The 21514-nt window shown below is 72.2% G+C and carries 18 protein-coding genes; 16 read left to right on the top strand and 2 right to left on the bottom strand.

Annotated features, from left to right (window positions below):
- Nucleotides 1–164 precede the first annotated feature (164 nt).
- The gene (gene bldD, locus ACIPK4_RS25585; protein WP_007263032.1) at nucleotides 165–665 is read right to left on the bottom strand and encodes a transcriptional regulator BldD; all 501 of its coding nucleotides are present in this window, start codon (nucleotides 663–665) and stop codon (nucleotides 165–167) included.
- 263 nt (nucleotides 666–928) lie between these two features.
- On the opposite strand from bldD, the gene pyrR reads away from it, so the two are divergent.
- From pyrR to ACIPK4_RS25655, 14 genes are all read left to right on the top strand, one after another.
- A complete protein-coding gene (pyrR, locus tag ACIPK4_RS25590) occupies nucleotides 929–1525 on the top strand; it encodes a bifunctional pyr operon transcriptional regulator/uracil phosphoribosyltransferase PyrR (protein WP_402316233.1) in 597 nt (198 codons plus the stop codon).
- 122 nt (nucleotides 1526–1647) lie between these two features.
- Complete coding sequence (locus ACIPK4_RS25595; protein WP_376203163.1) at nucleotides 1648–2637, top strand: aspartate carbamoyltransferase catalytic subunit; 990 nt, start codon at nucleotides 1648–1650, stop codon at nucleotides 2635–2637.
- Nucleotides 2638–2639: 2 nt separating this feature from the next.
- Nucleotides 2640–3926, top strand: a complete 1287-nt coding sequence (locus ACIPK4_RS25600; protein WP_402316235.1) for a dihydroorotase — start codon at nucleotides 2640–2642, stop codon at nucleotides 3924–3926.
- Complete coding sequence (locus ACIPK4_RS25605) at nucleotides 3923–4504, top strand: hypothetical protein (RefSeq protein ID WP_376203166.1); 582 nt, start codon at nucleotides 3923–3925, stop codon at nucleotides 4502–4504. The genes ACIPK4_RS25600 and ACIPK4_RS25605 overlap by 4 nt, the downstream gene beginning before the upstream one ends.
- Nucleotides 4501–5658, top strand: coding sequence for a glutamine-hydrolyzing carbamoyl-phosphate synthase small subunit (carA, locus tag ACIPK4_RS25610; protein ID WP_402316239.1), 1158 nt, complete (start codon nucleotides 4501–4503; stop codon nucleotides 5656–5658). Before ACIPK4_RS25605 ends, carA begins: the two co-directional genes overlap by 4 nt.
- Entirely contained in the window at nucleotides 5651–8959 is a 3309-nt protein-coding gene (gene carB / locus ACIPK4_RS25615; protein WP_054227605.1) for a carbamoyl-phosphate synthase large subunit, read from the top strand. The genes carA and carB overlap by 8 nt, the downstream gene beginning before the upstream one ends.
- 83 nt (nucleotides 8960–9042) lie before the next feature.
- Nucleotides 9043–10152, top strand: coding sequence for a quinone-dependent dihydroorotate dehydrogenase (locus ACIPK4_RS25620; protein WP_402316243.1), 1110 nt, complete (start codon nucleotides 9043–9045; stop codon nucleotides 10150–10152).
- Complete coding sequence (pyrF, locus tag ACIPK4_RS25625) at nucleotides 10149–11012, top strand: orotidine-5'-phosphate decarboxylase (protein WP_402316246.1); 864 nt, start codon at nucleotides 10149–10151, stop codon at nucleotides 11010–11012. The genes ACIPK4_RS25620 and pyrF overlap by 4 nt, the downstream gene beginning before the upstream one ends.
- Before the next feature lie 301 nt (nucleotides 11013–11313).
- Complete coding sequence (locus ACIPK4_RS25630) at nucleotides 11314–11637, top strand: integration host factor (RefSeq protein WP_008740406.1); 324 nt, start codon at nucleotides 11314–11316, stop codon at nucleotides 11635–11637.
- A gap of 61 nt (nucleotides 11638–11698) precedes the next feature.
- Nucleotides 11699–12262, top strand: coding sequence for a guanylate kinase (gene gmk / locus ACIPK4_RS25635; RefSeq protein ID WP_054227603.1), 564 nt, complete (start codon nucleotides 11699–11701; stop codon nucleotides 12260–12262).
- Nucleotides 12263–12335: 73 nt separating this feature from the next.
- The gene (gene rpoZ / locus ACIPK4_RS25640) at nucleotides 12336–12608 is read left to right on the top strand and encodes a DNA-directed RNA polymerase subunit omega (RefSeq protein ID WP_004948662.1); all 273 of its coding nucleotides are present in this window, start codon (nucleotides 12336–12338) and stop codon (nucleotides 12606–12608) included.
- Between the two features lie 100 nt (nucleotides 12609–12708).
- Nucleotides 12709–13923 (top strand): bifunctional phosphopantothenoylcysteine decarboxylase/phosphopantothenate--cysteine ligase CoaBC, encoded by a 1215-nt coding sequence (coaBC, locus tag ACIPK4_RS25645; protein ID WP_402316251.1) that lies wholly within the window; start codon nucleotides 12709–12711, stop codon nucleotides 13921–13923.
- A gap of 195 nt (nucleotides 13924–14118) precedes the next feature.
- Nucleotides 14119–15327, top strand: coding sequence for a methionine adenosyltransferase (metK, locus tag ACIPK4_RS25650; RefSeq protein ID WP_376203180.1), 1209 nt, complete (start codon nucleotides 14119–14121; stop codon nucleotides 15325–15327).
- 307 nt (nucleotides 15328–15634) lie between these two features.
- Nucleotides 15635–17755, top strand: a complete 2121-nt coding sequence (locus ACIPK4_RS25655; protein ID WP_402316255.1) for a primosomal protein N' — start codon at nucleotides 15635–15637, stop codon at nucleotides 17753–17755.
- A 145-nt stretch (nucleotides 17756–17900) separates the two neighbouring features.
- On the opposite strand, the gene ACIPK4_RS25660 is transcribed toward ACIPK4_RS25655, so the two are convergent.
- On the bottom strand, nucleotides 17901–18422 hold the full coding sequence (locus tag ACIPK4_RS25660; RefSeq protein WP_054227599.1) for a hypothetical protein: 522 nt from the start codon (nucleotides 18420–18422) through the stop codon (nucleotides 17901–17903).
- A 287-nt stretch (nucleotides 18423–18709) separates the two neighbouring features.
- Here ACIPK4_RS25660 and fmt point away from each other — a divergent pair, with 287 nt between their 5' ends.
- Both fmt and ACIPK4_RS25670 read left to right on the top strand, forming a co-directional pair.
- Nucleotides 18710–19654: a methionyl-tRNA formyltransferase gene (gene fmt, locus ACIPK4_RS25665; RefSeq protein WP_402316257.1), complete on the top strand. Its 945-nt coding sequence runs from the start codon at nucleotides 18710–18712 to the stop codon at nucleotides 19652–19654.
- Nucleotides 19655–19787: 133 nt separating this feature from the next.
- Nucleotides 19788–21248 carry an RsmB/NOP family class I SAM-dependent RNA methyltransferase gene (locus ACIPK4_RS25670; protein WP_402316260.1) on the top strand — a complete coding sequence of 487 codons (1461 nt, stop codon included), beginning with the start codon at nucleotides 19788–19790 and terminating at the stop codon, nucleotides 21246–21248.
- Nucleotides 21249–21514 lie beyond the last annotated feature (266 nt).

The following is a 21514-nucleotide window of genomic DNA, read 5'->3' on the forward strand; positions in this document are numbered from 1 at the left end:
GGGGGGGGGCGCGCGCCGGGCGGCCCCCCCCCCCCCCGGGGGGGGCGCCCCCCCCGGCCCCCCCCCCGGCCCCCCCCCCACCCGGGGGGGGGGCGGGCCCCCCGGGGCGCCCCCCCCCCCACGCCGGTACGTTTCTGCTGGTCCTGGACGCGAGGACCGGAGAACTAGATGTCCTCGTGCGCCACGGCGCGACGCGCATCCGCGTCGAGCACGCCCCAGCTGATCAGCTGCTCGGTCAGGACCGAGGGGGACTGGTCGTAGATGACGGCGAGGGTGCGCAGGTCGTCCTGGCGGATCGACAGCACCTTGCCGTTGTAGTCCCCGCGCTGGCTCTGGATGGTCGCCGCGTAACGCTGCAGCGGGCCGGCCTTCTCGGCGGGCACGCCCGCCAGGCGCTCCAGGTCCAGGCGCAGCTTCGGCGGCGGCTCGGCGGCCCCGCCCGGAGTCGTGCCCGGCAGGAGTTCCTGCACCGGCACTCCGTAGAAGTCCGCCAGCTCGGCGAGGCGCTGGACGGTCACGGCGCGGTCCCCGCGCTCGTACGACCCGACCACCACGGCCTTCCACCGACCCTGGGACTTCTCCTCGACACCATGGAGGGAGAGGCCCTGCTGGGTGCGGATGGCGCGGAGCTTGGCCCCGAGCTGTTTGGCGTATTCGCTGGACATAACGCTCCCGGACGCTGTGACGCTGTGACGACATGGACGCTACGACATGGACCACGTGCGGCTCCGCCGCGCGGCTGGTAACTCACTGTGAGGTTACGCAGCGTTACTTGGATGCGTCAAGCCGAATGATGACGGACGCCCACGTACGAGGGGCGCCGCCCGGGCCCCGTGCGGGTTCCCCGCCGTCGTCCTGGTACCGTGGACCACGTACATCAGACGTCCTTTAAGGTCCGTCCCGTGAGGCGGAGAAGGAGGTCCTTTTCATGGACGCTCAGGCTGCTCAGAACGCCGGTGCCCAGAGCACCGAGGCGACGCGTCCCGTGCTCGAGGCACAGGACATCGCGCGGGTGCTGACCCGCATCGCCCACGAGATCGTCGAACGCGCCAAGGGCGCCGACGACGTGGTGCTCCTCGGCATTCCCACCCGCGGCGTGTACCTCGCCCGCCGGCTGGCCGCCAAGCTCCAGGAGATCACCGGTACGAAGATCCCGGTCGGGTCCCTGGACATCACCATGTACCGCGACGATCTGCGGATGAAGCCCGCCCGTGCGATCGGCCGCACCGAGATCCCCGGCGACGACCTCGACGGACGCCTCGTCGTCCTCGTCGACGACGTGCTCTTCTCCGGCCGCACCATCCGGGCCGCCCTCGACGCCCTGGGCGACCTCGGCCGCCCCCGCGCCGTGCAGCTCGCCGTCCTCGTCGACCGCGGCCACCGCGAACTGCCGATCCGCGCCGACTACGTCGGCAAGAACCTCCCCACGTCGCTGCGGGAGACCGTCAGGGTCCAGCTCCAGGAGGAGGACGGCCGCGACGCCGTGCTGCTCGGCCAGCGGACCGACACGCCCGCCGGGCAGTAGCCCGAACGAGTGAAGGGCCCCGGTACCGGGGTCCGCGCGGGGCCCCGCCCTGCCCGCACGCCCTCCGCCCCGCCGCCCGGCCCTCCCCGCCGCTCTGGCCCACCGACCTACGGAGCACCCAGATGAAGCGCCACCTCATCTCGGCCGCCGACCTCACGCGCGACGACGCCGTCCTCATCCTCGACACCGCCGAGGAGATGGCACGCGTCGCGGACCGGCCGATCAAGAAGCTGCCCACCCTGCGCGGCCTCACCGTCGTCAACCTGTTCTTCGAGGACTCGACCCGCACCCGGATCTCCTTCGAAGCGGCCGCCAAGCGCCTGTCCGCCGACGTCATCAACTTCTCCGCCAAGGGCTCCTCGGTCTCCAAGGGCGAGTCCCTCAAGGACACCGCGCTGACCCTGGAGGCCATGGGCGCCGACGCGGTCGTCATCCGCCACCACGCCTCCGGAGCCCCCTACCGGCTCGCGACCTCCGGCTGGATCGACTCCGCCGTCGTCAACGCCGGCGACGGCACCCACGAGCACCCCACCCAGGCCCTGCTGGACGCCTTCACCATGCGCCGCCGCCTCGTCGGCCGCGACGCCGGTCTCGGCAAGGACCTGGGCGGCCGCCGCATCACGATCGTCGGCGACGTCCTGCACAGCCGCGTAGCCCGCTCCAACGTCCAGCTGCTCCACACCCTCGGCGCCGAGGTCACCCTGGTGGCCCCGCCCACCCTGGTCCCGATCGGCGTCGAGAGCTGGCCCTGCGAGGTCTCGTACAGCCTCGACGACGTGCTGCCGAAGTCCGACGCGGTCATGATGCTGCGTGTGCAGCGCGAACGCATGAACGCCGCCTTCTTCCCGACCGAGCGCGAGTACTCCCGCCGGTACGGGCTCGACGGCGACCGCATGGCCAAGATGCCCGAGCACGCCATCGTGATGCACCCCGGCCCGATGAACCGCGGCATGGAGATCACCGCCGAGGTCGCCGACTCCGACCGCTGCACGGCCGTCGAGCAGGTCGCCAACGGCGTCTCCACCCGGATGGCCGTCCTGTACCTGCTGCTCGGAGGCTCCGAGCCCGCCGTCACCACCACCAGCACGCCCCGCACCGAGGAGAGCAAGTAATCATGAGCAAGATCCTTATCCGTGGGGCGAAGGTACTCGGTGGCGAGGCGCAGGACGTCCTGATCGACGGCGAGACCATCGCCGCGGTCGGAGCGGACCTGTCCGCCGACGGCGCGACCGTCATCGAGGCCGAGGGCCAGGTCCTCCTCCCCGGCCTCGTCGACCTGCACACCCACCTGCGCGAGCCCGGCCGCGAGGACTCCGAGACCGTCCTGACCGGCACCCGCGCCGCCGCCTCCGGCGGCTACACCGCCGTCTTCGCCATGGCGAACACCTTCCCGGTCGCCGACACCGCCGGCGTCGTCGAGCAGGTCTGGCGCCTCGGCAAGGAGTCCGGCTACTGCGACGTGCAGCCCATCGGCGCCGTCACCGTCGGCCTGGAGGGCAAGCAGCTCTCCGAGCTGGGCGCCATGCACGAGTCCGCCGCCCGCGTCACCGTCTTCTCCGACGACGGCAAGTGCGTCGACGACGCCGTGATCATGCGCCGCGCCCTGGAGTACGTGAAGGCCTTCGGCGGCGTCGTCGCCCAGCACGCCCAGGAGCCCCGCCTGACCGAGGGCGCCCAGATGAACGAGGGCGTCGTCTCCGCCGAGCTGGGCCTCGGCGGCTGGCCGGCCGTCGCCGAGGAGTCGATCATCGCCCGCGACGTCCTCCTCGCCGAGCACGTCGGCTCCCGCGTGCACATCTGCCACCTCTCCACCGCCGGCTCCGTCGAGATCGTCCGCTGGGCCAAGTCCCGCGGCATCGACGTCACCGCCGAGGTCACCCCGCACCACCTCCTCCTCACCGACGAGCTGGTCCGCTCGTACAACGCGGTCTACAAGGTCAACCCGCCGCTGCGCACCGAGCGCGACGTGCTGGCCCTGCGCGAGGCGCTCGCCGACGGCACGATCGACATCGTCGCCACCGACCACGCCCCGCACCCGCACGAGGACAAGGACTGCGAGTGGGCCGCCGCCGCCATGGGCATGGTCGGCCTGGAGACCGCGCTCTCCGTCGTCCAGGAGACGATGGTCGAGACCGGACTGCTCGACTGGGCCGGCGTCGCCCAGCGCATGTCCTTCGCACCGGCGCGGATCGGCGGCCTGGAGAACCACGGCCGGCCCGTCTCGGCTGGTGAACCCGCGAACCTGACCTTGGTCGATACCTCGTACCGTGGTGTCGTGGACCCCGCACACTTCGCCTCCCGCAGCCGCAACACGCCCTACGAGGGCCGTGAGCTGCCGGGCCGCGTCACTCACACCTTCCTGCGGGGCCGGGCAACGGTCGTGGACGGGAATCTGGCGTGACACCTGCAGTGATCCAACTGGCCGCCGAGGCCGCCGAACGACGGTCGGCGGAGGTGACGGACTGGGGCGCCCGCATCGCGTGGGTGATCGGTCTGCTCGTCTTCATCGCGTTCGTGTACTGGCTGATGCGGCAGGGCTGGAAATGGCGCGGCGCCCTGCAGAACGACCTGCCGGAGCTGCCCGCCGCCCCCGACGGTCTGCCCGCGCACCGGCTGGCCCTGACCGGCCGCTACCACGGGTCCACCACCGCCGGGCAGTGGCTCGACCGGATCGTCGCCCACGGCCTGGGAGTGCGCAGCCGCGTCGAGCTCACGCTCACCGACGCGGGCCTGGACGTGGTCCGTCCGGGTGCCACCGACTTCTTCGTACCGGCCGCGCAGCTGCGCGGCGCCCGCCTCGACAAGGGAATCGCGGGCAAGGTACTCACCGAGGGCGGTCTCCTCGTCGTCACCTGGGCGCACGGCGACAAGCTGATCGACTCCGGATTCCGCTCCGACCGCGCGGCCGAACACGCCGCCTGGGTCGAGGCGATCAATCTCATGAACCAATCCATCACGACGGAAGGCGCCGAACGATGACGACCTCCACCAGGGGAGCAGCCAAAGCTCCCGCCGTACTCGTCCTGGAGGACGGTCGCATCTTCCGCGGCCGCGCCTACGGCGCTGTGGGGGAGACCTTCGGCGAGGCCGTGTTCTCCACCGGCATGACCGGATACCAGGAGACCCTCACCGACCCGTCGTACCACCGGCAGGTCGTCGTGATGACCGCCCCGCACGTCGGGAACACCGGCGTCAACGACGAGGACCCCGAGTCCGCCCGCATCTGGGTCGCCGGGTACGTCGTACGCGACCCCGCCCGCGTCCCGTCCAACTGGCGCTCGCAGCGCTCGCTGGACGAGGAACTCGTCCAGCAGGGCGTCGTCGGCATCTGCGGCATCGACACCCGCGCCCTGACCCGCCACCTGCGCGAGCGCGGCGCCATGCGCGTCGGCATCTTCTCCGGCGAGGCCGTCATGGACGACGCCGTGCTGCTGGCGAAGGTCCAGGACGCCCCGCAGATGAAGGGCGCGAACCTCTCCGCCGAGGTCGCCACCAAGGAGGCGTACGTCGTCCCCGCCATCGGCGAGAAGAAGTTCACCGTCGCCGCCGTCGACCTCGGCATCAAGGGCATGACCCCGCACCGGATGGCCGAGCGCGGCATCGAGGTGCACGTGCTGCCCGCCACCGCCACCGTCGAGGACGTGTACGCGGTCAACCCGGACGGCGTGTTCTTCTCCAACGGCCCGGGCGACCCGGCCACCGCCGACGGCCCCGTCGCCGTCATGCAGGGCGTCCTGGAGCGCAAGACCCCGCTCTTCGGCATCTGCTTCGGCAACCAGATCCTGGGCCGCGCGCTCGGCTTCGGCACGTACAAGCTGAAGTACGGCCACCGCGGCATCAACCAGCCGGTCCAGGACCGCACCACGGGCAAGGTCGAGGTCACCGCGCACAACCACGGCTTCGCCGTCGACGCGCCCCTCGACAAGGTCTCCGAGACCCCCTACGGCCGCGCCGAGGTCTCGCACGTCTGCCTGAACGACAACGTCGTGGAAGGCCTCCGGCTGCTCGACCAGCCGGCCTTCTCCGTCCAGTACCACCCCGAAGCGGCAGCCGGCCCGCACGACGCCGCGTACCTCTTCGACCGCTTCACGTCTTTGATGAGCACCGCCCAGATGGAGGCCGAGCGTGCCTAAGCGCACCGATATCCAGTCCGTCCTGGTCATCGGCTCCGGCCCGATCGTCATCGGACAGGCCGCCGAATTCGACTACTCCGGCACCCAGGCCTGCCGCGTCCTCAAGGCCGAGGGCCTGCGGGTCATCCTGGTGAACTCCAACCCCGCGACGATCATGACCGACCCGGAGATCGCCGACGCCACGTACGTCGAGCCGATCACCCCCGAGTTCGTCGAGAAGATCATCGCGAAGGAGCGCCCCGACGCGCTGCTCCCCACCCTCGGCGGCCAGACCGCGCTGAACACCGCCATCTCCATGCACGAGCAGGGTGTGCTGGAGAAGTACGGCGTCGAGCTCATCGGCGCCAACGTCGAGGCCATCAACAAGGGCGAGGACCGCGACCTCTTCAAGGGCGTCGTCGAAGCCGTGAAGGCCAAGATCGGTTACGGCGAGTCCGCCCGCTCGGTGATCTGCCACTCGATGGACGACGTCCTCAAGGGCGTCGACACCCTCGGCGGCTACCCCGTCGTCGTGCGCCCCTCCTTCACCATGGGCGGCGCCGGCTCGGGCTTCGCGCACGACGAGGACGAGCTGCGCCGCATCGCCGGCCAGGGCCTCACGCTCTCCCCGACCACCGAGGTGCTCCTGGAGGAGTCCATCCTCGGCTGGAAGGAGTACGAGCTGGAGCTGATGCGCGACACCAAGGACAACGTGGTCGTCGTCTGCTCCATCGAGAACTTCGACCCGATGGGCGTCCACACCGGCGACTCCATCACCGTCGCCCCGGCCATGACGCTCACCGACCGCGAGTACCAGCGGCTGCGCGACATCGGCATCGCGATCATCCGTGAGGTCGGCGTCGACACCGGCGGCTGCAACATCCAGTTCGCGATCGACCCGGTAGACGGCCGCGTCATCGTCATCGAGATGAACCCCCGCGTCTCGCGCTCCTCGGCGCTCGCCTCGAAGGCCACCGGCTTCCCGATCGCCAAGATCGCCGCCAAGCTGGCCATCGGCTACACGCTCGACGAGGTCCCCAACGACATCACCGAGAAGACGCCGGCCTCCTTCGAGCCCACCCTCGACTACGTCGTCGTCAAGGCGCCGCGCTTCGCCTTCGAGAAGTTCCCGGTCGCCGACGCCACCCTCACCACCACCATGAAGTCGGTGGGCGAGGCCATGGCCATCGGCCGCAACTTCACCGAGGCCCTCCAGAAGGCCCTGCGCTCCCTGGAGAAGAAGGGCTCCCAGTTCACCTTCGTCGGCCCCGTCGGCGACAAGGACGAGCTGCTCGCCACCGCGGTCCGCCCGACCGACGGCCGCATCAACACCGTCATGCAGGCCATCCGCGCCGGCGCCACCCAGGAAGAGGTCTTCGAGTCCACGAAGATCGACCCCTGGTTCGTCGACCAGCTCTTCCTGATCAAGGAGATCGCCGACGAGCTGGCCGCCTCCGAGAAGCTGGAGCCCGAGCTGCTCGCCGAGGCCAAGCGCCACGGCTTCTCCGACGCCCAGATCGCCGAGATCCGCGGCCTGCGCGAGGACGTCGTCCGCGAGGTCCGCCACGCGCTCGGCGTCCGCCCGGTCTACAAGACGGTCGACACCTGCGCCGCCGAGTTCGCCGCGAAGACCCCGTACTTCTACTCCTCCTACGATGAGGAGAGCGAGGTCGCACCCCGCGAGAAGCCCGCGGTGATCATCCTGGGCTCCGGCCCGAACCGCATCGGCCAGGGCATCGAGTTCGACTACTCCTGCGTCCACGCCTCCTTCGCCCTCAGCGACGCCGGCTACGAGACCGTGATGGTCAACTGCAACCCGGAGACCGTCTCCACCGACTACGACACCTCCGACCGCCTGTACTTCGAGCCGCTGACGCTCGAAGACGTGCTGGAGATCGTCCACGCCGAGTCCCTGGCCGGCCCCATCGCCGGTGTCGTCGTACAGCTCGGCGGCCAGACCCCCCTCGGTCTCGCCCAGGCCCTCAAGGACAACGGCGTCCCGGTCGTCGGCACCCCGCCGGAGGCCATCCACGCCGCCGAGGACCGCGGCGCCTTCGGCCAGGTCCTCGCCGAGGCGGGCCTGCCCGCCCCCAAGCACGGCACCGCCACCACGTTCGCGGGCGCGAAGGCCATCGCCGACGAGATCGGCTACCCGGTCCTCGTACGCCCCTCGTACGTGCTCGGCGGCCGCGGCATGGAGATCGTCTACGACGAGGCGCGCCTGGAGGCGTACATCGCCGAGTCCACCGAGATCTCCCCGACCCGCCCCGTGCTGGTCGACCGCTTCCTCGACGACGCCATCGAGATCGACGTCGACGCCCTCTACGACGGCACCGAGCTCTACCTCGGCGGCGTCATGGAGCACATCGAGGAAGCCGGCATCCACTCCGGCGACTCGGCCTGCGCCCTGCCCCCGATCACCCTCGGCGGCTTCGACATCAAGCGCCTGCGCGCCTCCACCGAGGCCATCGCCAAGGGCGTCGGCGTACGCGGCCTGATCAACATCCAGTTCGCGATGGCGGGTGACATCCTCTACGTCCTGGAGGCCAACCCGCGCGCCTCCCGCACCGTCCCCTTCACCTCGAAGGCGACCGCGGTCCCGCTCGCCAAGGCCGCCGCCCGCATCTCGCTCGGCACCACCATCGCCGAGCTGCGCGAAGAGGGCATGCTCCCGAAGACCGGCGACGGCGGCACCCTGCCGCTCGACGCGCCGATCTCCGTCAAGGAGGCCGTCATGCCGTGGTCGCGCTTCCGCGACATCCACGGCCGCGGCGTCGACACCGTCCTGGGTCCGGAGATGCGCTCCACCGGCGAGGTCATGGGCATCGACTCCGTCTTCGGCACGGCCTACGCCAAGTCGCAGGCCGGCGCCTACGGCCCCCTGCCCACCAAGGGCCGCGCGTTCATCTCGGTCGCCAACCGCGACAAGCGCTCGATGATCTTCCCGGCGCGCGAGCTGGTCGCACACGGCTTCGAGCTGATGGCCACCTCCGGCACCGCCGAGGTGCTGCGCCGCAACGGCATCAACGCCACCGTGGTGCGCAAGCTCAGCGAGGGCGAGGGCCCGAACGGCGAGAAGACCATCGTCCAGCTCATCCACGACGGCCAGGTCGACCTGATCGTCAACACCCCGTACGGCACCGGCGGCCGCCTCGACGGCTACGAGATCCGCACGGCGGCCGTGGCGCGCAGCGTCCCGTGCCTGACCACGGTCCAGGCGCTCGCCGCGGCCGTCCAGGGCATCGAGGCGCTCGGCCACGGGGACGTGGGCGTCCGCTCGCTCCAGGAGCACGCGGAGCACCTGACCGCGGCCCGCGACTAGCAGCCCGTACGAGGAGGGGGACACGGATGCGCGATGCGCGTCGGTGTCCCCCTCGTCATGAGCGCACAAGGGATCTTCTCGACATGTACAAACTCTTCTTCAACCTGGTCTTCAAGCGGATGGACCCGGAGCAGGCCCACCACCTGGCCTTCCGCTGGATCCGGCTCACGGCCCGCACCCCCGTCCTGCGCACCTTCGCCGCCGCCGCCCTGGCCCCCCGGTACAAGGAGCTGCGCACCGAGGCCCTGGGACTGCGCATGCACGGCCCCTTCGGCCTCGCGGCGGGCTTCGACAAGAACGCCGTCGCCATCGACGGCATGTCCATGCTCGGCTTCGACCACGTCGAAATCGGCACGGTCACGGCGCGGGCGCAGGACGGCAACCCCAAGAAGCGGCTGTTCCGCCTCGTGCCGGACCGCGCGCTGATCAACCGCATGGGCTTCAACAACGAGGGTTCGGCGGCCGTGGCGGCCCGCCTGGCGGCCCGCGTGCCGGTCTTCAAGACCGTCGTGGGCGTCAACATCGGCAAGACCAAGGTCGTGCCCGAGGAAGAGGCCGTCGCGGACTACGTCGCCTCCACCGAGCGCCTGGCCCGCCACGCCGACTACCTGGTCGTCAACGTCTCCTCGCCGAACACGCCGGGCCTGCGCAACCTCCAGGCCACCGAGTCCCTGCGCCCGCTCCTGACGGCCGTGCGCGAGGCCGCGGACCGCACCGTGACCGACCGCCGGGTCCCGCTGCTGGTGAAGATCGCGCCGGACCTCGCGGACGAGGACGTGGACGCCGTCGCCGACCTGGCGCTGGAGCTGGGCCTGGACGGCATCATCGCGACCAACACCACCATCGCGCGCGAGGGGCTGGGCCTGAAGTCCGCCCCCGAGCTCGTGAAGGAGACCGGAGGCCTGTCCGGCGCCCCCGTCAAGGAGCGCTCCCTGGAGGTCCTGCGCCGCCTGTACGCCCGTGTGGGCGACCGCCTGGTGCTGGTGGGCGTCGGGGGCATCGAGAACGCCGAGGACGCCTGGCAGCGCATCCTGGCCGGCGCGACCCTGATCCAGGGGTACAGCGCGTTCATCTACGAGGGCCCGTTCTACGCCCGCGCCATCCACAAGGGTCTGGCCGCGCGCCTGGCCGTCAGTCCGTACGCGACCCTCGCCGAGGCCGTCGGCGCCGAAACCCGAAAGGCCGCCCAGTGACCGAGACGCCCGAGACCGGGACCCCCGTGACCCCCTTCGGCACCCGCCTGCGCGCGGCCATGGACGCGCGCGGCCCGCTGTGCGTGGGCATCGACCCGCACGCCGCCCTCCTCTCGTCCTGGGGCCTGAACGACGACATCGCGGGCCTGGAGAAGTTCTCCCGCACCGTCGTGGAGGCGCTGGCCGACTCGGTGGCCGTCTTCAAGCCGCAGGCCGCCTTCTTCGAGCGCTTCGGCTCCAAGGGCATCGCGGTGCTGGAGCGGACCGTGGCCGACGCGCGCACCGCGGGCACCCTGGTCGTGATGGACGCCAAGCGCGGCGACATCGGCTCGACCATGGCCGCGTACGCCCAGACCTTCCTGGAGCCGTCGTCCCCGCTGTTCTCCGACGCCCTGACGGTCTCCCCGTACCTCGGCTACGGCTCGCTGCAGCCGGCCGTGGAACTCGCGCGCCGCTCGGGCGCCGGTCTCTTCGTCCTCGCGCTCACCTCGAACCCGGAGGGGGCGGAGGTCCAGCGCGCGGTGCGCGAGGACGGCCGCACCATCGGCGCGACGATGCTGGGGCACCTCGCGGCGGAGAACGCGGGCGCGTCCCCGATGGGCTCCTTCGGCGCGGTGGTCGGCGCCACGCTGGGCGACCTGTCCTCCTTCGACCTGGACATCAACGGCCCGCTGCTGGCCCCGGGCATCGGTGCGCAGGGCGCGACGGCGGCCGACCTCCCGGCGGTCTTCGGCGCGGCCGTGCGCAACGTGGTCCCGAACGTGTCGCGGGGCGTGCTGAAGCACGGACCGGACGCCTCGGCCCTGCGTGACTCGGCCACCCGGTTCGCGGACGAAATCCGCGCGGCGGTCTCGGCCTGAGCCCGTTCGGGGGGCCCGCGGGCCGGGCCGGCCGCACCGCACGTCGTACGGTCTGACGAAAATCGAACGTCTTTCACCGGACAAAACCGGGGTGTTTTGTCCGTGATGTACGGTTCAGTGGAGGCTGACCAGGACTTTTCGTCCGTTCTCGCTGACTGGAGCGGTCCATGCCGCTAGTCTCCGATCAGAGTGAACGAGCAGCGAACGAGTTCCACCGCTGTTCGGGCATTCGCCTGGTGTGGCGCCCTAGGGTTCCCCACCGGTCCGTATCCGACAGTTCGACATCCGAGGTGACGTAGGCGTGGCTCTTCCGCCCCTTACCCCTGAACAGCGCGCAGCCGCGCTCGAAAAGGCCGCCGCGGCTCGCCGGGAGCGGGCCGAGGTGAAGAATCGACTCAAGCACTCCGGCGCCTCGCTCCAAGAGGTCATCAAGACGGGCCAGGAGAACGACGTCATCGGCAAGATGAAGGTCTCCGCCCTGCTGGAGTCCCTGCCGGGCGTGGGCAAGGTCCGCGCCAAGCAGATCATGGAGCGCCTCGGCATCTCCGAGTCCCGGCGTGTTCGAGGTCTCGGCTCCAACCAGATCGCGTCTCTGGAGCGTGAGTTCGGCACTCCTGCCGGCTGACGCGTTGCCTGAAGTTCTCCCGGCGTTCTCAGGCAGTCCCGAGAACCTGGATAATCGCTCTATGGCAGCAGAGGTTCGTCCGCGGCTGACCGTGCTCTCCGGCCCCTCGGGGGTCGGCAAGAGCACGGTCGTCGCGCATATGCGCAAGGTCCACCCCGAGGTATGGCTCTCGGTGTCGGCCACCACCCGCAAGCCGCGGCCCGGTGAGCGACACGGAGTCCACTACTTCTTCGTCAACGACGACGAGTTCGACAAGCTGATCGCCAACGGCGAGCTGCTGGAGTGGGCCGAGTTCGCGGGCAACCGCTACGGCACACCGCGCGGCGCGGTGGCGGAACGACTGGAGAACGGCGAGCCCGTCCTCCTGGAGATCGACCTGCAGGGCGCGCGACTCGTCCGCGAGTCCATGCCCGAGGCGCAGCTCGTCTTCCTGGCGCCGCCGAGCTGGGACGAGCTGGTCCGCCGGCTCACCGGCCGCGGCACCGAGTCGACCGAGGTCATCCAGCGCAGGCTGGAGTCCGCCAAGGTCGAGCTCGCTGCCGAATCAGAGTTCGACACCACCCTGGTCAACACCTCCGTCGAGGACGTGGCACGTGAGCTGCTAGCCTTGATGGAAGTTGTTTGATCGTTGATCGATGTTCAGTCGATCGGTGTTCGTCAACGTTTCGATCTTTCAACCCATCTTCGGAAGGTAGAGCGTGTCCTCTTCCATCACTGCGCCCGAGGGCATCATCAACCCGCCGATCGACGAGCTGCTCGAGGCCACGGACTCGAAGTACAGCCTCGTGATCTACGCGGCCAAGCGCGCGCGTCAGATCAACGCGTACTACTCGCAGCTCGGTGAGGGCCTGCTCGAGTACGTCGGCCCGCTGGTGGACACCCACGTCCACGAGAAGCCGCTTTCGATCGCGCTGCGCGAGATCAACGCGGGTCTGCTGACCTCCGAGGCCATCGAGGCCCCGGCCCAGTAAGGCACCGAGAATTCCTTTCACCACAGGCCCGGCAGACCATCTGCCGGGCCTGTGGTGTGTCATAGACACGTACGACGATCAGCGAGAGAGGGCGTGTGCGGTGGATAAGCCGAAGGTCGTGCTCGGAGTCAGCGGCGGCATCGCCGCCTACAAGGCCTGCGAGCTGCTGCGCCGGCTGACCGAGTCCGGGCACGAGGTGCGGGTCGTCCCCACGGCGGCGTCCCTGAACTTCGTGGGCGAGGCCACCTGGGCCGCACTGTCCGGGAACCCGGCCGGCACCGAGGTCTGGGAGACCGTCCACGAGGTCCCGCACGTCCGCATCGGACAGGCCGCCGACCTCGTCGTCGTCGCCCCCGCCACCGCCGACATGCTCGCCAAGGCCGCCCACGGCCTCGCCGACGACCTCCTCACCAACACGCTGCTCACCGCACGCTGTCCGGTGGTGTTCGCCCCCGCGATGCACACCGAGATGTGGGAGCACCCCGCCACCCAGGAGAACGTGGCCACGCTGCGCCGTCGCGGCGCCGTCGTCATCGAGCCCGCCGTCGGCCGGCTCACCGGCAAGGACACCGGCAAGGGGCGGCTGCCCGACCCCGAGGAGATCTACGAGGTGTGCCGCAGGGTCCTGGCCCGCGGGGTGGCCGAGCCCGACCTCGCCGGCCGGCACGTGGTGATCAGTGCGGGCGGCACCCGCGAGCCGCTCGACCCGGTCCGCTTCCTCGGCAACCGCTCCTCCGGCAAGCAGGGCTACGCGCTGGCCCGCACCGCCGTCGCCCGCGGGGCCCGGGTCACCCTGGTGGCGGCCAACACCGCGCTGCCCGACCCGGCCGGGGCGGACGTCGTACGCGTCGGCACGGCCGTCCAGCTGCGCGAGGCCGTCCTCAAGGCGGCGGCCGACGCCGACGCCGTCGTCATGGCCGCGGCCGTCGCCGACTTCCGGCCGGCCGAGTACGCCGGCGGCAAGATCAAGAAGAAGGACGGGCAGGAACCGGCCCCCGTGGCCCTCGTCCGCAACCCCGACGTGCTCGCCGAGATCTCGGCCGACCGGGCCCGGGAGGGGCAGATCGTGGTCGGTTTCGCCGCGGAAACCGACGACGTGCTCGCGAACGGCCGGGCCAAACTGCTCCGCAAGGGGTGTGATCTTCTCGTCGTGAACGAGGTCGGCGAAAGCAAGACCTTCGGTTCCGAGGAGAACGAGGCCGTCATCCTCGCCTCCGACGGGGCTGAGACCCCGGTTCCCTATGGACCGAAGGAGGCGCTGGCCGAGGTGATTTGGGATCAGGTCACCTCGCGACTCGCCCCCCGACGCGCCTGAGCGACGACCCTTCTCGAAGACCATTCCATGAGCCAGAATGTAGTGCCGCAGGTCACGTGCCTCCCACAAGGCGAGACAGGTGGTCCCGCAAACGGTGGCGACCGATAAACTGCATTCGGAACAAGACCGGGCGCAGCTCCCGGTCCGGTTCCGCCAAATGATCAGCCAGCAGCCGCTGCAACCCCAGGGAGCGTTGTGTCCCGTCGCCTGTTCACCTCGGAGTCCGTCACCGAGGGTCACCCCGACAAGATCGCTGACCAGATCAGCGACACGATCCTCGACGCACTTCTCACCGAGGACCCGACCTCGCGTGTGGCCGTGGAGACCCTCATCACCACCGGTCTCGTCCACATCGCCGGTGAGGTGACGACGAAGGCGTACGCGCCGATCGCGCAGCTCGTCCGCGACAAGATCCTCGAGATCGGGTACGACTCCTCGAAGAAGGGCTTCGACGGCGCCTCCTGCGGCGTGTCGGTGTCCATCGGCGCACAGTCCCCGGACATCGCGCAGGGCGTCGACACCGCCTACGAGAAGCGCGTCGAGGGCGACGAGGACGAGCTCGACAAGCAGGGCGCAGGCGACCAGGGCCTGATGTTCGGCTACGCGTGCGACGAGACGCCCGAGCTCATGCCGCTCCCGATCCACATCGCGCACCGGCTCTCCCGCCGCCTGTCCGAGGTGCGCAAGAACGGGACCATTCCGTACCTGCGCCCCGACGGCAAGACCCAGGTCACCATCGAGTACGACGGTGACAAGGCCGTCCGCCTCGACACCGTCGTCGTGTCCTCGCAGCACGCCTCGGACATCGACCTGGACTCGCTGCTCGCCCCGGACATCCGCGAGTTCGTCGTCGAGCACGTGCTCAAGCAGCTCGTCGAGGACGGCATCAAGCTCGACACCGACGGCTACCGCCTGCTGGTCAACCCGACCGGCCGCTTCGAGATCGGCGGCCCGATGGGCGACGCCGGCCTCACCGGCCGCAAGATCATCATCGACACCTACGGCGGCATGGCCCGCCACGGCGGCGGCGCCTTCTCGGGCAAGGACCCGTCGAAGGTCGACCGCTCCGCCGCGTACGCGATGCGCTGGGTCGCCAAGAACGTGGTCGCCGCCGGCCTCGCCTCGCGCTGCGAGGTCCAGGTCGCGTACGCCATCGGCAAGGCCGAGCCCGTCGGCCTCTTCGTCGAGACCTTCGGCACCGCCAAGGTGGAGGTCCAGAAGATCGAGGACGCGATCGGCCAGGTCTTCGACCTCCGCCCGGCCGCGATCATCCGCGACCTCGACCTGCTGCGCCCGATCTACGCCCAGACCGCCGCGTACGGCCACTTCGGCCGCGAGCTGCCGGACTTCACCTGGGAGCGCACCGACCGCGTGGACGCGCTGCGCGCGGCCGCCGGCCTCTAAGGACCCCCGCGTACCGCGCGTACGCAGCCGTACGGCCCCGGACCTCCTGGTCCGGGGCCGTAATGCGTTGGTGCCCCCTGCGCCCGCCCGCTACCGTGGCGGTGCCCTCCCGGTGCGAGGGGCGACGGCTTCATCTGGAGCCGGGCGCAAGCCCGGCTGTGAAGGACGGCAACACCCGCCGCCGCCCGGCCTGAACTCGGGAGGGCACCCGAACACGGCCGGGCCCGCGGGGGCCGCCGCCTCACGGCGGAGCCCCCGGCCCGCGGACCGGCTCCCGCTGTCGGTGCCGTTTGGTAGAAATGCAGCTGTGAGCAGCGAGAACGAATCCGAGCCGACGGGTGCCGACGCCCGGCCGGAGCAGCTCGCGCTGATGCGGGAGATGGTCGCCGAGGCCAAGGCCAACGCACCCAAGGCGAAGCCGCGCACCTGGCGCGGAGCCGCCCTCGCGGAGGAGCTGCCCGTCGCCCGCGTGCTGGTCAACAAGGGCGTGCTCCACCTCGACCGCCTCTTCGACTACGCCGTACCCGCCGAACTCTCCGAGGCCGCACAGCCGGGCGTCCGGGTCCGCGTCCGCTTCGGGGCCGGCGGCCACCGCGTGCACGGCGGCCGCCGCGAGGGCGGTGGCCTCATCGACGGGTTCATCGTCGAACGCCGCGCCGAATCCGACTACGACGGCGCCCTCGCCGCCCTGGCGCACGTCGTATCGCCCGAGGTCGTGCTCACCCCCGGCATGCTGGCCCTGGCCCGGGCCGTCGCCGACCGGTACGCCGGCAGCCTGGCCGACGTCCTCCAGCTCGCCCTGCCCCCGCGCAACGCCCGCGCCGAGGCCAAGCCCTCACCCGAACCGCTGCCGCCGCCCGCCGCCCCCGAACCCGGCGGCTGGACGCGGTACGGCTCCGGCCCCGCCTTCCTGCGCGCCCTCGCCGACGGCGGCACCCCCCGCGCCGTCTGGACCGCCCTGCCCGGGCCCGGCTGGGCCGACGAACTGGCCCGGGCCGTCGCCGCCACCCTCGCCTCCGGGCGCGGCGCCCTCGCCGTCCTGCCCGACGGGCGCACCGCGGCCCGCGTCGACGCGGCCCTGACCGCCCTGCTCGGCGAGGGACGGCACGCGCTGCTGACCGCGGAATCCGGCCCCGAGAAGCGCTACCGGCAGTGGCTCGCCGTGCACCGGGGCTCGGTGCGGGCCGTCATCGGCACCCGCGCCGCGATGTTCGCGCCCGTACGGAACCTCGGGCTCGTCGCCATCTGGGACGACGGCGACTCCAGCCACAGTGACGACCGCGCGCCGTTCCCGCACGTGCGGGAGGTGCTGGAACTGCGCGCCGTCGGCGACGGCTGCGGATTCCTCGCCGGGAGCACCAGCTGCACCGTCGAGGCCGCCCAGCTGGTCGAGACGGGCTGGGCCCGGCCGCTCGTCGCCGACCGGGAGACGGTACGCGCCTGCGCGCCCCGCATCCGGACCGTGGGCGACGAACTGCTCGCCCGCGACGAGGCGGCCCGCGCGGCCCGGCTGCCCAGCCTGGCCTGGGAGACCGTACGGGAGGGGCTGAAGTCCGGGCCGGTGCTCGTGCAGGTGCCCCGGCGCGGCTACGTCCCCCGGCTGGCGTGCGAGCGGTGCCGCACCCCCGCCCGCTGCACCGTCTGCGCGGGCCCGCTGGAGGCTCCCGACGCGCGGGACCTGCACTGCGGCTGGTGCGGCCGGCAGGAGAGCGCCTGGCACTGCGAGGAGTGCGGGTCGTTCCGGCTGCGCGCCCAGGTGGTGGGCGCCCGGCGGACCGCCGAGGAGCTGGGGCGGGCCTTCCCGGCGGTGCCCGTCCGCACGTCCGGCCGCGACCACGTCCTGGACGAGGTGCCCGACCGGCCCGCGCTGGTGGTCTCCACCCCCGGCGCCGAGCCGGTCGCCGCGGGCGCCGGATACGCGGCGGCGCTGCTGCTGGACGGCTGGGCGATGCTGACCCGGCCCGACCTGCGGGCCGGGGAGGACGCGCTGCGCCGGTGGATCGCGGCCGCCTCACTGGTCCGGGGGGAGGGGCAGGTCGTCGTGGTCGCCGAGCCGACGCTGCGGCCGGTCCAGGCCCTCGTCCGGTGGGACCCGGTCGGCCATGCGGTACGGGAGCTCGCGGAGCGGGCCCAGCTCGGCTTCCCGCCGGTGTCCCGGATGGCGGCCGTGGCCGGACGGGGCGAGGCCGTGGAGGCCTTCCTGGCCGGCGCCGGGCTGCCACCGGACGCTGAGGTGCTGGGCCCGGTCCCGGTGCCGGGGCGGCGCGGTGAGCCGTCGCCGGGGGAGCGGGCCCTGGTCCGCGTCCCGCCCGGCAGCGGCGCCGCACTGGCCGCCGCCCTGAAGTCGGCCCAGGCGGCCCGGCTGGCGCGCGGGGTTTCGGCCGCCGAGTCGGTCCGCGTCCGCATCGACCCCCCGGACATCGGCTGAGGGCCGTCCCGTCCGGGCGGGGCCGTGCAGCGGGACGCCCCCGGCGAAGGGCGACCACGAAGGTCGTCCCTTGCCAGGGGCGGGACGGGGGGTACGGCTCCACCGCCCGGCCGTCGGGGGTCGGCGTCCCGGCGGCGCGGCGGGGTCAGCCGTTGCGGGGACCGGGGAACGCCGAGGGCCGCCCCGCCGCGGCCGGGGCCTGCGTGTCCTCGCGCACCGGCTGCGGCGGCACCGAACGGGCCGCCGGGACCGTGGGCAGCGGCCCGAGGGTCCGCGTGGTCGTACCCTCGGCCAGCGGCTCCGCCGACTCCGCGGCCTGGGCCCGGCGGGCCCCGTACCGGCGGTGCACGGCCTGCTTGGTGACGCCGAGCGCGGAACCCACCGCGTCCCACGAGAAGCCGAGCGAGCGGTCGAAGTCCACCGCTGCGGTCACCAGCGTCTCGACGCTGTCCCGCAGCTCCTGCGCGAGACGGACGGTGGGAGCGGGCGCCCGGCCGTAGACGACGAAGCCCGTGGAGGGACCCGAGCGGCGCGGGCGGTACACATTGCCGAGCTGGGCGGTGAGCGTACGCAGAGCATCCACCTGCCGGCGAACCCGCTCGATGTCCCGCACCAGGAGGTGCAGGCTGGCCCGTGCTTGGGCGTCGTGGGTGGCGTGGTCGGCCATGAAGAAGCCTCTCGAACCGGTGCTGAAGAGCGGATCGGGCCGCAGACACCGTTCTGATAGCGCGGCCCGGTTTCGGTCAATCTCTCTTGACCAACGCGCCAAACGGCACGGAAGTCACGCTCCGGGGGCGTGTCGGCATATGCGAGAGGCGCGCGTGTGTGCGTACGCCCCCTGACGGGCCGCCAGGGACCGCCCGACCGCCCGCCGATCGGGCCGGGGAGCCCCCTGCGGCGCCGGGACCATAGACTGGTGCGCTGCTGACAGCCGAGATAGCGAGGTAGGACCCAGTGAAGCTCGTCTTCGCAGGCACCCCCGAGGTCGCCGTGCCCGCCCTGGACGCCCTGATCGCCTCCGGGCGCCACGAGGTCGCCGCCGTCGTCACCCGGCCCGACGCACCGGCCGGCCGCGGCCGCAGGCTCGTCGCCAGCCCGGTCGCCGAGCGCGCCGAGGAAGCCGGCATCGAGGTCCTCAAGCCGGCCAAGCCGCGGGACCCCGAGTTCCAGGCCCGGCTGCGCGAGATCGGCCCCGACTGCTGCCCCGTCGTCGCCTACGGAGCGCTGCTGCCCAAGAGCGCCCTGGAGATCCCCCGCCTCGGCTGGGTCAACCTGCACTTCTCGCTGCTGCCGGCCTGGCGCGGCGCCGCCCCCGTACAGCACTCGATCATGGCCGGGGACCAGGTCACCGGCGCCTCCACCTTCCTCATCGAGGAGGGCCTGGACTCCGGCCCCGTCTACGGACACCTGACCGAGGAGATCCGGCCCACCGACACCAGCGGCGACCTGCTGACCCGCCTCGCCTTCGCCGGCGCCGGCCTGCTGGCCGCCACCATGGACGGCATCGAGGACGGCACCCTGCGCGCCGTTCCGCAGCCCGCCGACGGGATCTCCCTCGCCCCCAAGATCACCGTCGAGGACGCCCGGATCGACTGGCACGCCCCGGCGATGCGCGCCGACCGCGTCGTACGCGGCTGCACGCCCGCACCCGGCGCGTGGACCGTCTTCCGCGGCGAGCGGCTCAAGCTGATCTCCCTCGGCCTGGTCACCGACCGCACCGACCTGGCGCCCGGCGAACTCGCCCCGGCCAAGAACAACGTGTTCGTCGGCACCGGCTCGCACGCCGTGGAACTGCTCTGGGTGCAGCCCCAGGGCAAGAAGCCGATGCGCGGCGCCGACTGGGCGCGCGGAGTGCGCATCGCTCCCGGCGAGCGGGTCGGCGCCGCGGACGTACGCTGATCCGTACCGGCATCCCGTTCGGATTCCCGTTCCCGTCGGATTCCCGTCCCCGTCGGATTCCCGTTCGGCTCTCCGCTTCGGGGACCGGCCCGCAGTCCACAGCAGCACCTCGTAAACCCGGAGCACCTTTCACGTGAGCGAACAGTCCCGTCCCCCGCGCAACGCCGCAGGCCAGCGGCAGGCCAAGCCGTACCGCCGCCCGAAGAAGGACCCCGTCCGGATCCTGGCCTTCGAGGTGCTCCGGGCGGTGGACGAGCGCGACGCGTACGCGAACCTCGTCCTGCCCCCGCTGCTGCGCAAGGCCCGCCAGGACGAGAACTTCCAGGCCCGGGACGCCGCACTGGCCACCGAGCTGGTGTACGGGACGCTGCGCCGGCAGGGCACGTACGACGCGGTCATCAGGGCCTGCATCGACCGGCCGCTGCGGGAGGTGGACCCGCCGGTCCTGGACGTGCTCTCGCTCGGCGCCCACCAGCTGCTCGGCACCCGCATCCCCACGCACGCGGCGGTCTCCGCCAGCGTCGAGCTGGCCCGCGTGGTGCTCGGCGACGGGCGCGCCAAGTTCGTGAACGCCGTGCTGCGCAAGATCGCCGCACATGACCTCGACGGCTGGCTGGAGCGGGTGGCCCCGCCGTACGAGGAGGACGCCGAGGAGCACCTCGCGGTCTACCACTCGCACCCCAGGTGGGTCGTCAGCGCCCTGTGGGACGCCCTCGGCGGCGGCCGGGCCGGCATCGAGGACCTCCTCGAAGCCGACAACGAGCGCCCCGAGGTCACGCTGGTGGCACGGCCGGGCCGGTCGACCACCGAGGAACTGGTCGAGGCGGTCGGCGAGGACTCGGCGCTGCCGGGCCGCTGGTCGCCGTACGCGGTGCGGATGGCCGAGGGCGGCGAGCCGGGCGCAGTGGAGGCGGTCCGCGAGGGACGCGCCGGCGTCCAGGACGAGGGCAGCCAGCTGGTGGCCATGGCCCTCGCCGCCGTGCCGGTCGAGGGCGGCGACGAGCGCTGGCTGGACGGCTGCGCGGGACCCGGCGGCAAGGCGGCCCTGCTCGCGGCCCTCGCCGCACAGCGCGGGGCGTTCCTGCTGGCCTCCGAGAAGCAGCCGCACCGGGCGCGCCTCGTCGAACGCGCCCTGGCCGGCAACCCCGGCCCCTACCAGGTCATCACGGCCGACGGCACCCGGCCGCCGTGGCGGCCGGGCACCTTCGACCGGGTCCTGATGGACGTCCCCTGCTCCGGCCTGGGCGCGCTGCGCCGCCGCCCGGAGGCCAGGTGGCGCCGCCGCCCCGAGGACCTGGAGGGCTTCGCCCCGCTCCAGCGCGCCCTGCTGCGGGAGGCCCTGGCGGCGGTCCGCGTGGGCGGGGTCGTGGGCTACGCCACGTGTTCCCCGCACCTGGCGGAGACGCGGGTGGTCGTGGACGACGTCCTCAAGGGCCGCGGCGCGGGCGCCTCGCCGATCGCGGCCGAGCTGATCGACGCCAGGCCGTACATGGCGGGCGTCCCGGCCCTGGGCGACGGCCCGGACGTCCAGCTGTGGCCGCACCTGCACGGCACGGACGCGATGTACCTGGCCCTGATCCGGCGGACGGGATAACGGGGCAACGGGCAACGGGCAACGGGCAACGGGGTCGAGGCCGGTCGAGGTCGGTGGGGTCGGTCGGGGTCGGTGGGGCGGAGGCCGCGGACTCGGCGTCGGTGGGGTGGGGCGGGGGTCCGGGGGCGGGGTCCGGGTGGGGCGGGGTCGGAAGCGCGGGGCGGGATTCCCGGGGCGGGGTGTGGGTGGGGCGGTGTCGGGGTGGGTCCGGGGGCGTCCCGTCAGTCCACTGTCCTTCCGTGCCGTGCCGGCCCGTCAAGGGCGCT

The organism is Streptomyces sp. NPDC086989 (assembly GCF_044745505.1).
Taxonomy (GTDB): Bacteria; Actinomycetota; Actinomycetes; order Streptomycetales; family Streptomycetaceae; genus Streptomyces.

Excerpts from the sequence above, each read along its gene's own strand:
- ACIPK4_RS25595 (WP_376203163.1), top strand. The coding sequence starts at position 1,648 with ATGAAGCGCCACCTCATCTCGGCCGCCGACCTCACGCGCGACGACGCC.
- ACIPK4_RS25600 (WP_402316235.1), top strand. The coding sequence starts at position 2,640 with ATGAGCAAGATCCTTATCCGTGGGGCGAAGGTACTCGGTGGCGAGGCG.
- gmk (WP_054227603.1), top strand. The coding sequence starts at position 11,699 with ATGGCAGCAGAGGTTCGTCCGCGGCTGACCGTGCTCTCCGGCCCCTCG.
- ACIPK4_RS25620 (WP_402316243.1), top strand. The coding sequence starts at position 9,043 with ATGTACAAACTCTTCTTCAACCTGGTCTTCAAGCGGATGGACCCGGAG.
- ACIPK4_RS25660 (WP_054227599.1), bottom strand. The coding sequence starts at position 18,422 with ATGGCCGACCACGCCACCCACGACGCCCAAGCACGGGCCAGCCTGCAC.
- pyrR (WP_402316233.1), top strand. The coding sequence starts at position 929 with ATGGACGCTCAGGCTGCTCAGAACGCCGGTGCCCAGAGCACCGAGGCG.
- bldD (WP_007263032.1), bottom strand. The coding sequence starts at position 665 with ATGTCCAGCGAATACGCCAAACAGCTCGGGGCCAAGCTCCGCGCCATC.
- carA (WP_402316239.1), top strand. The coding sequence starts at position 4,501 with ATGACGACCTCCACCAGGGGAGCAGCCAAAGCTCCCGCCGTACTCGTC.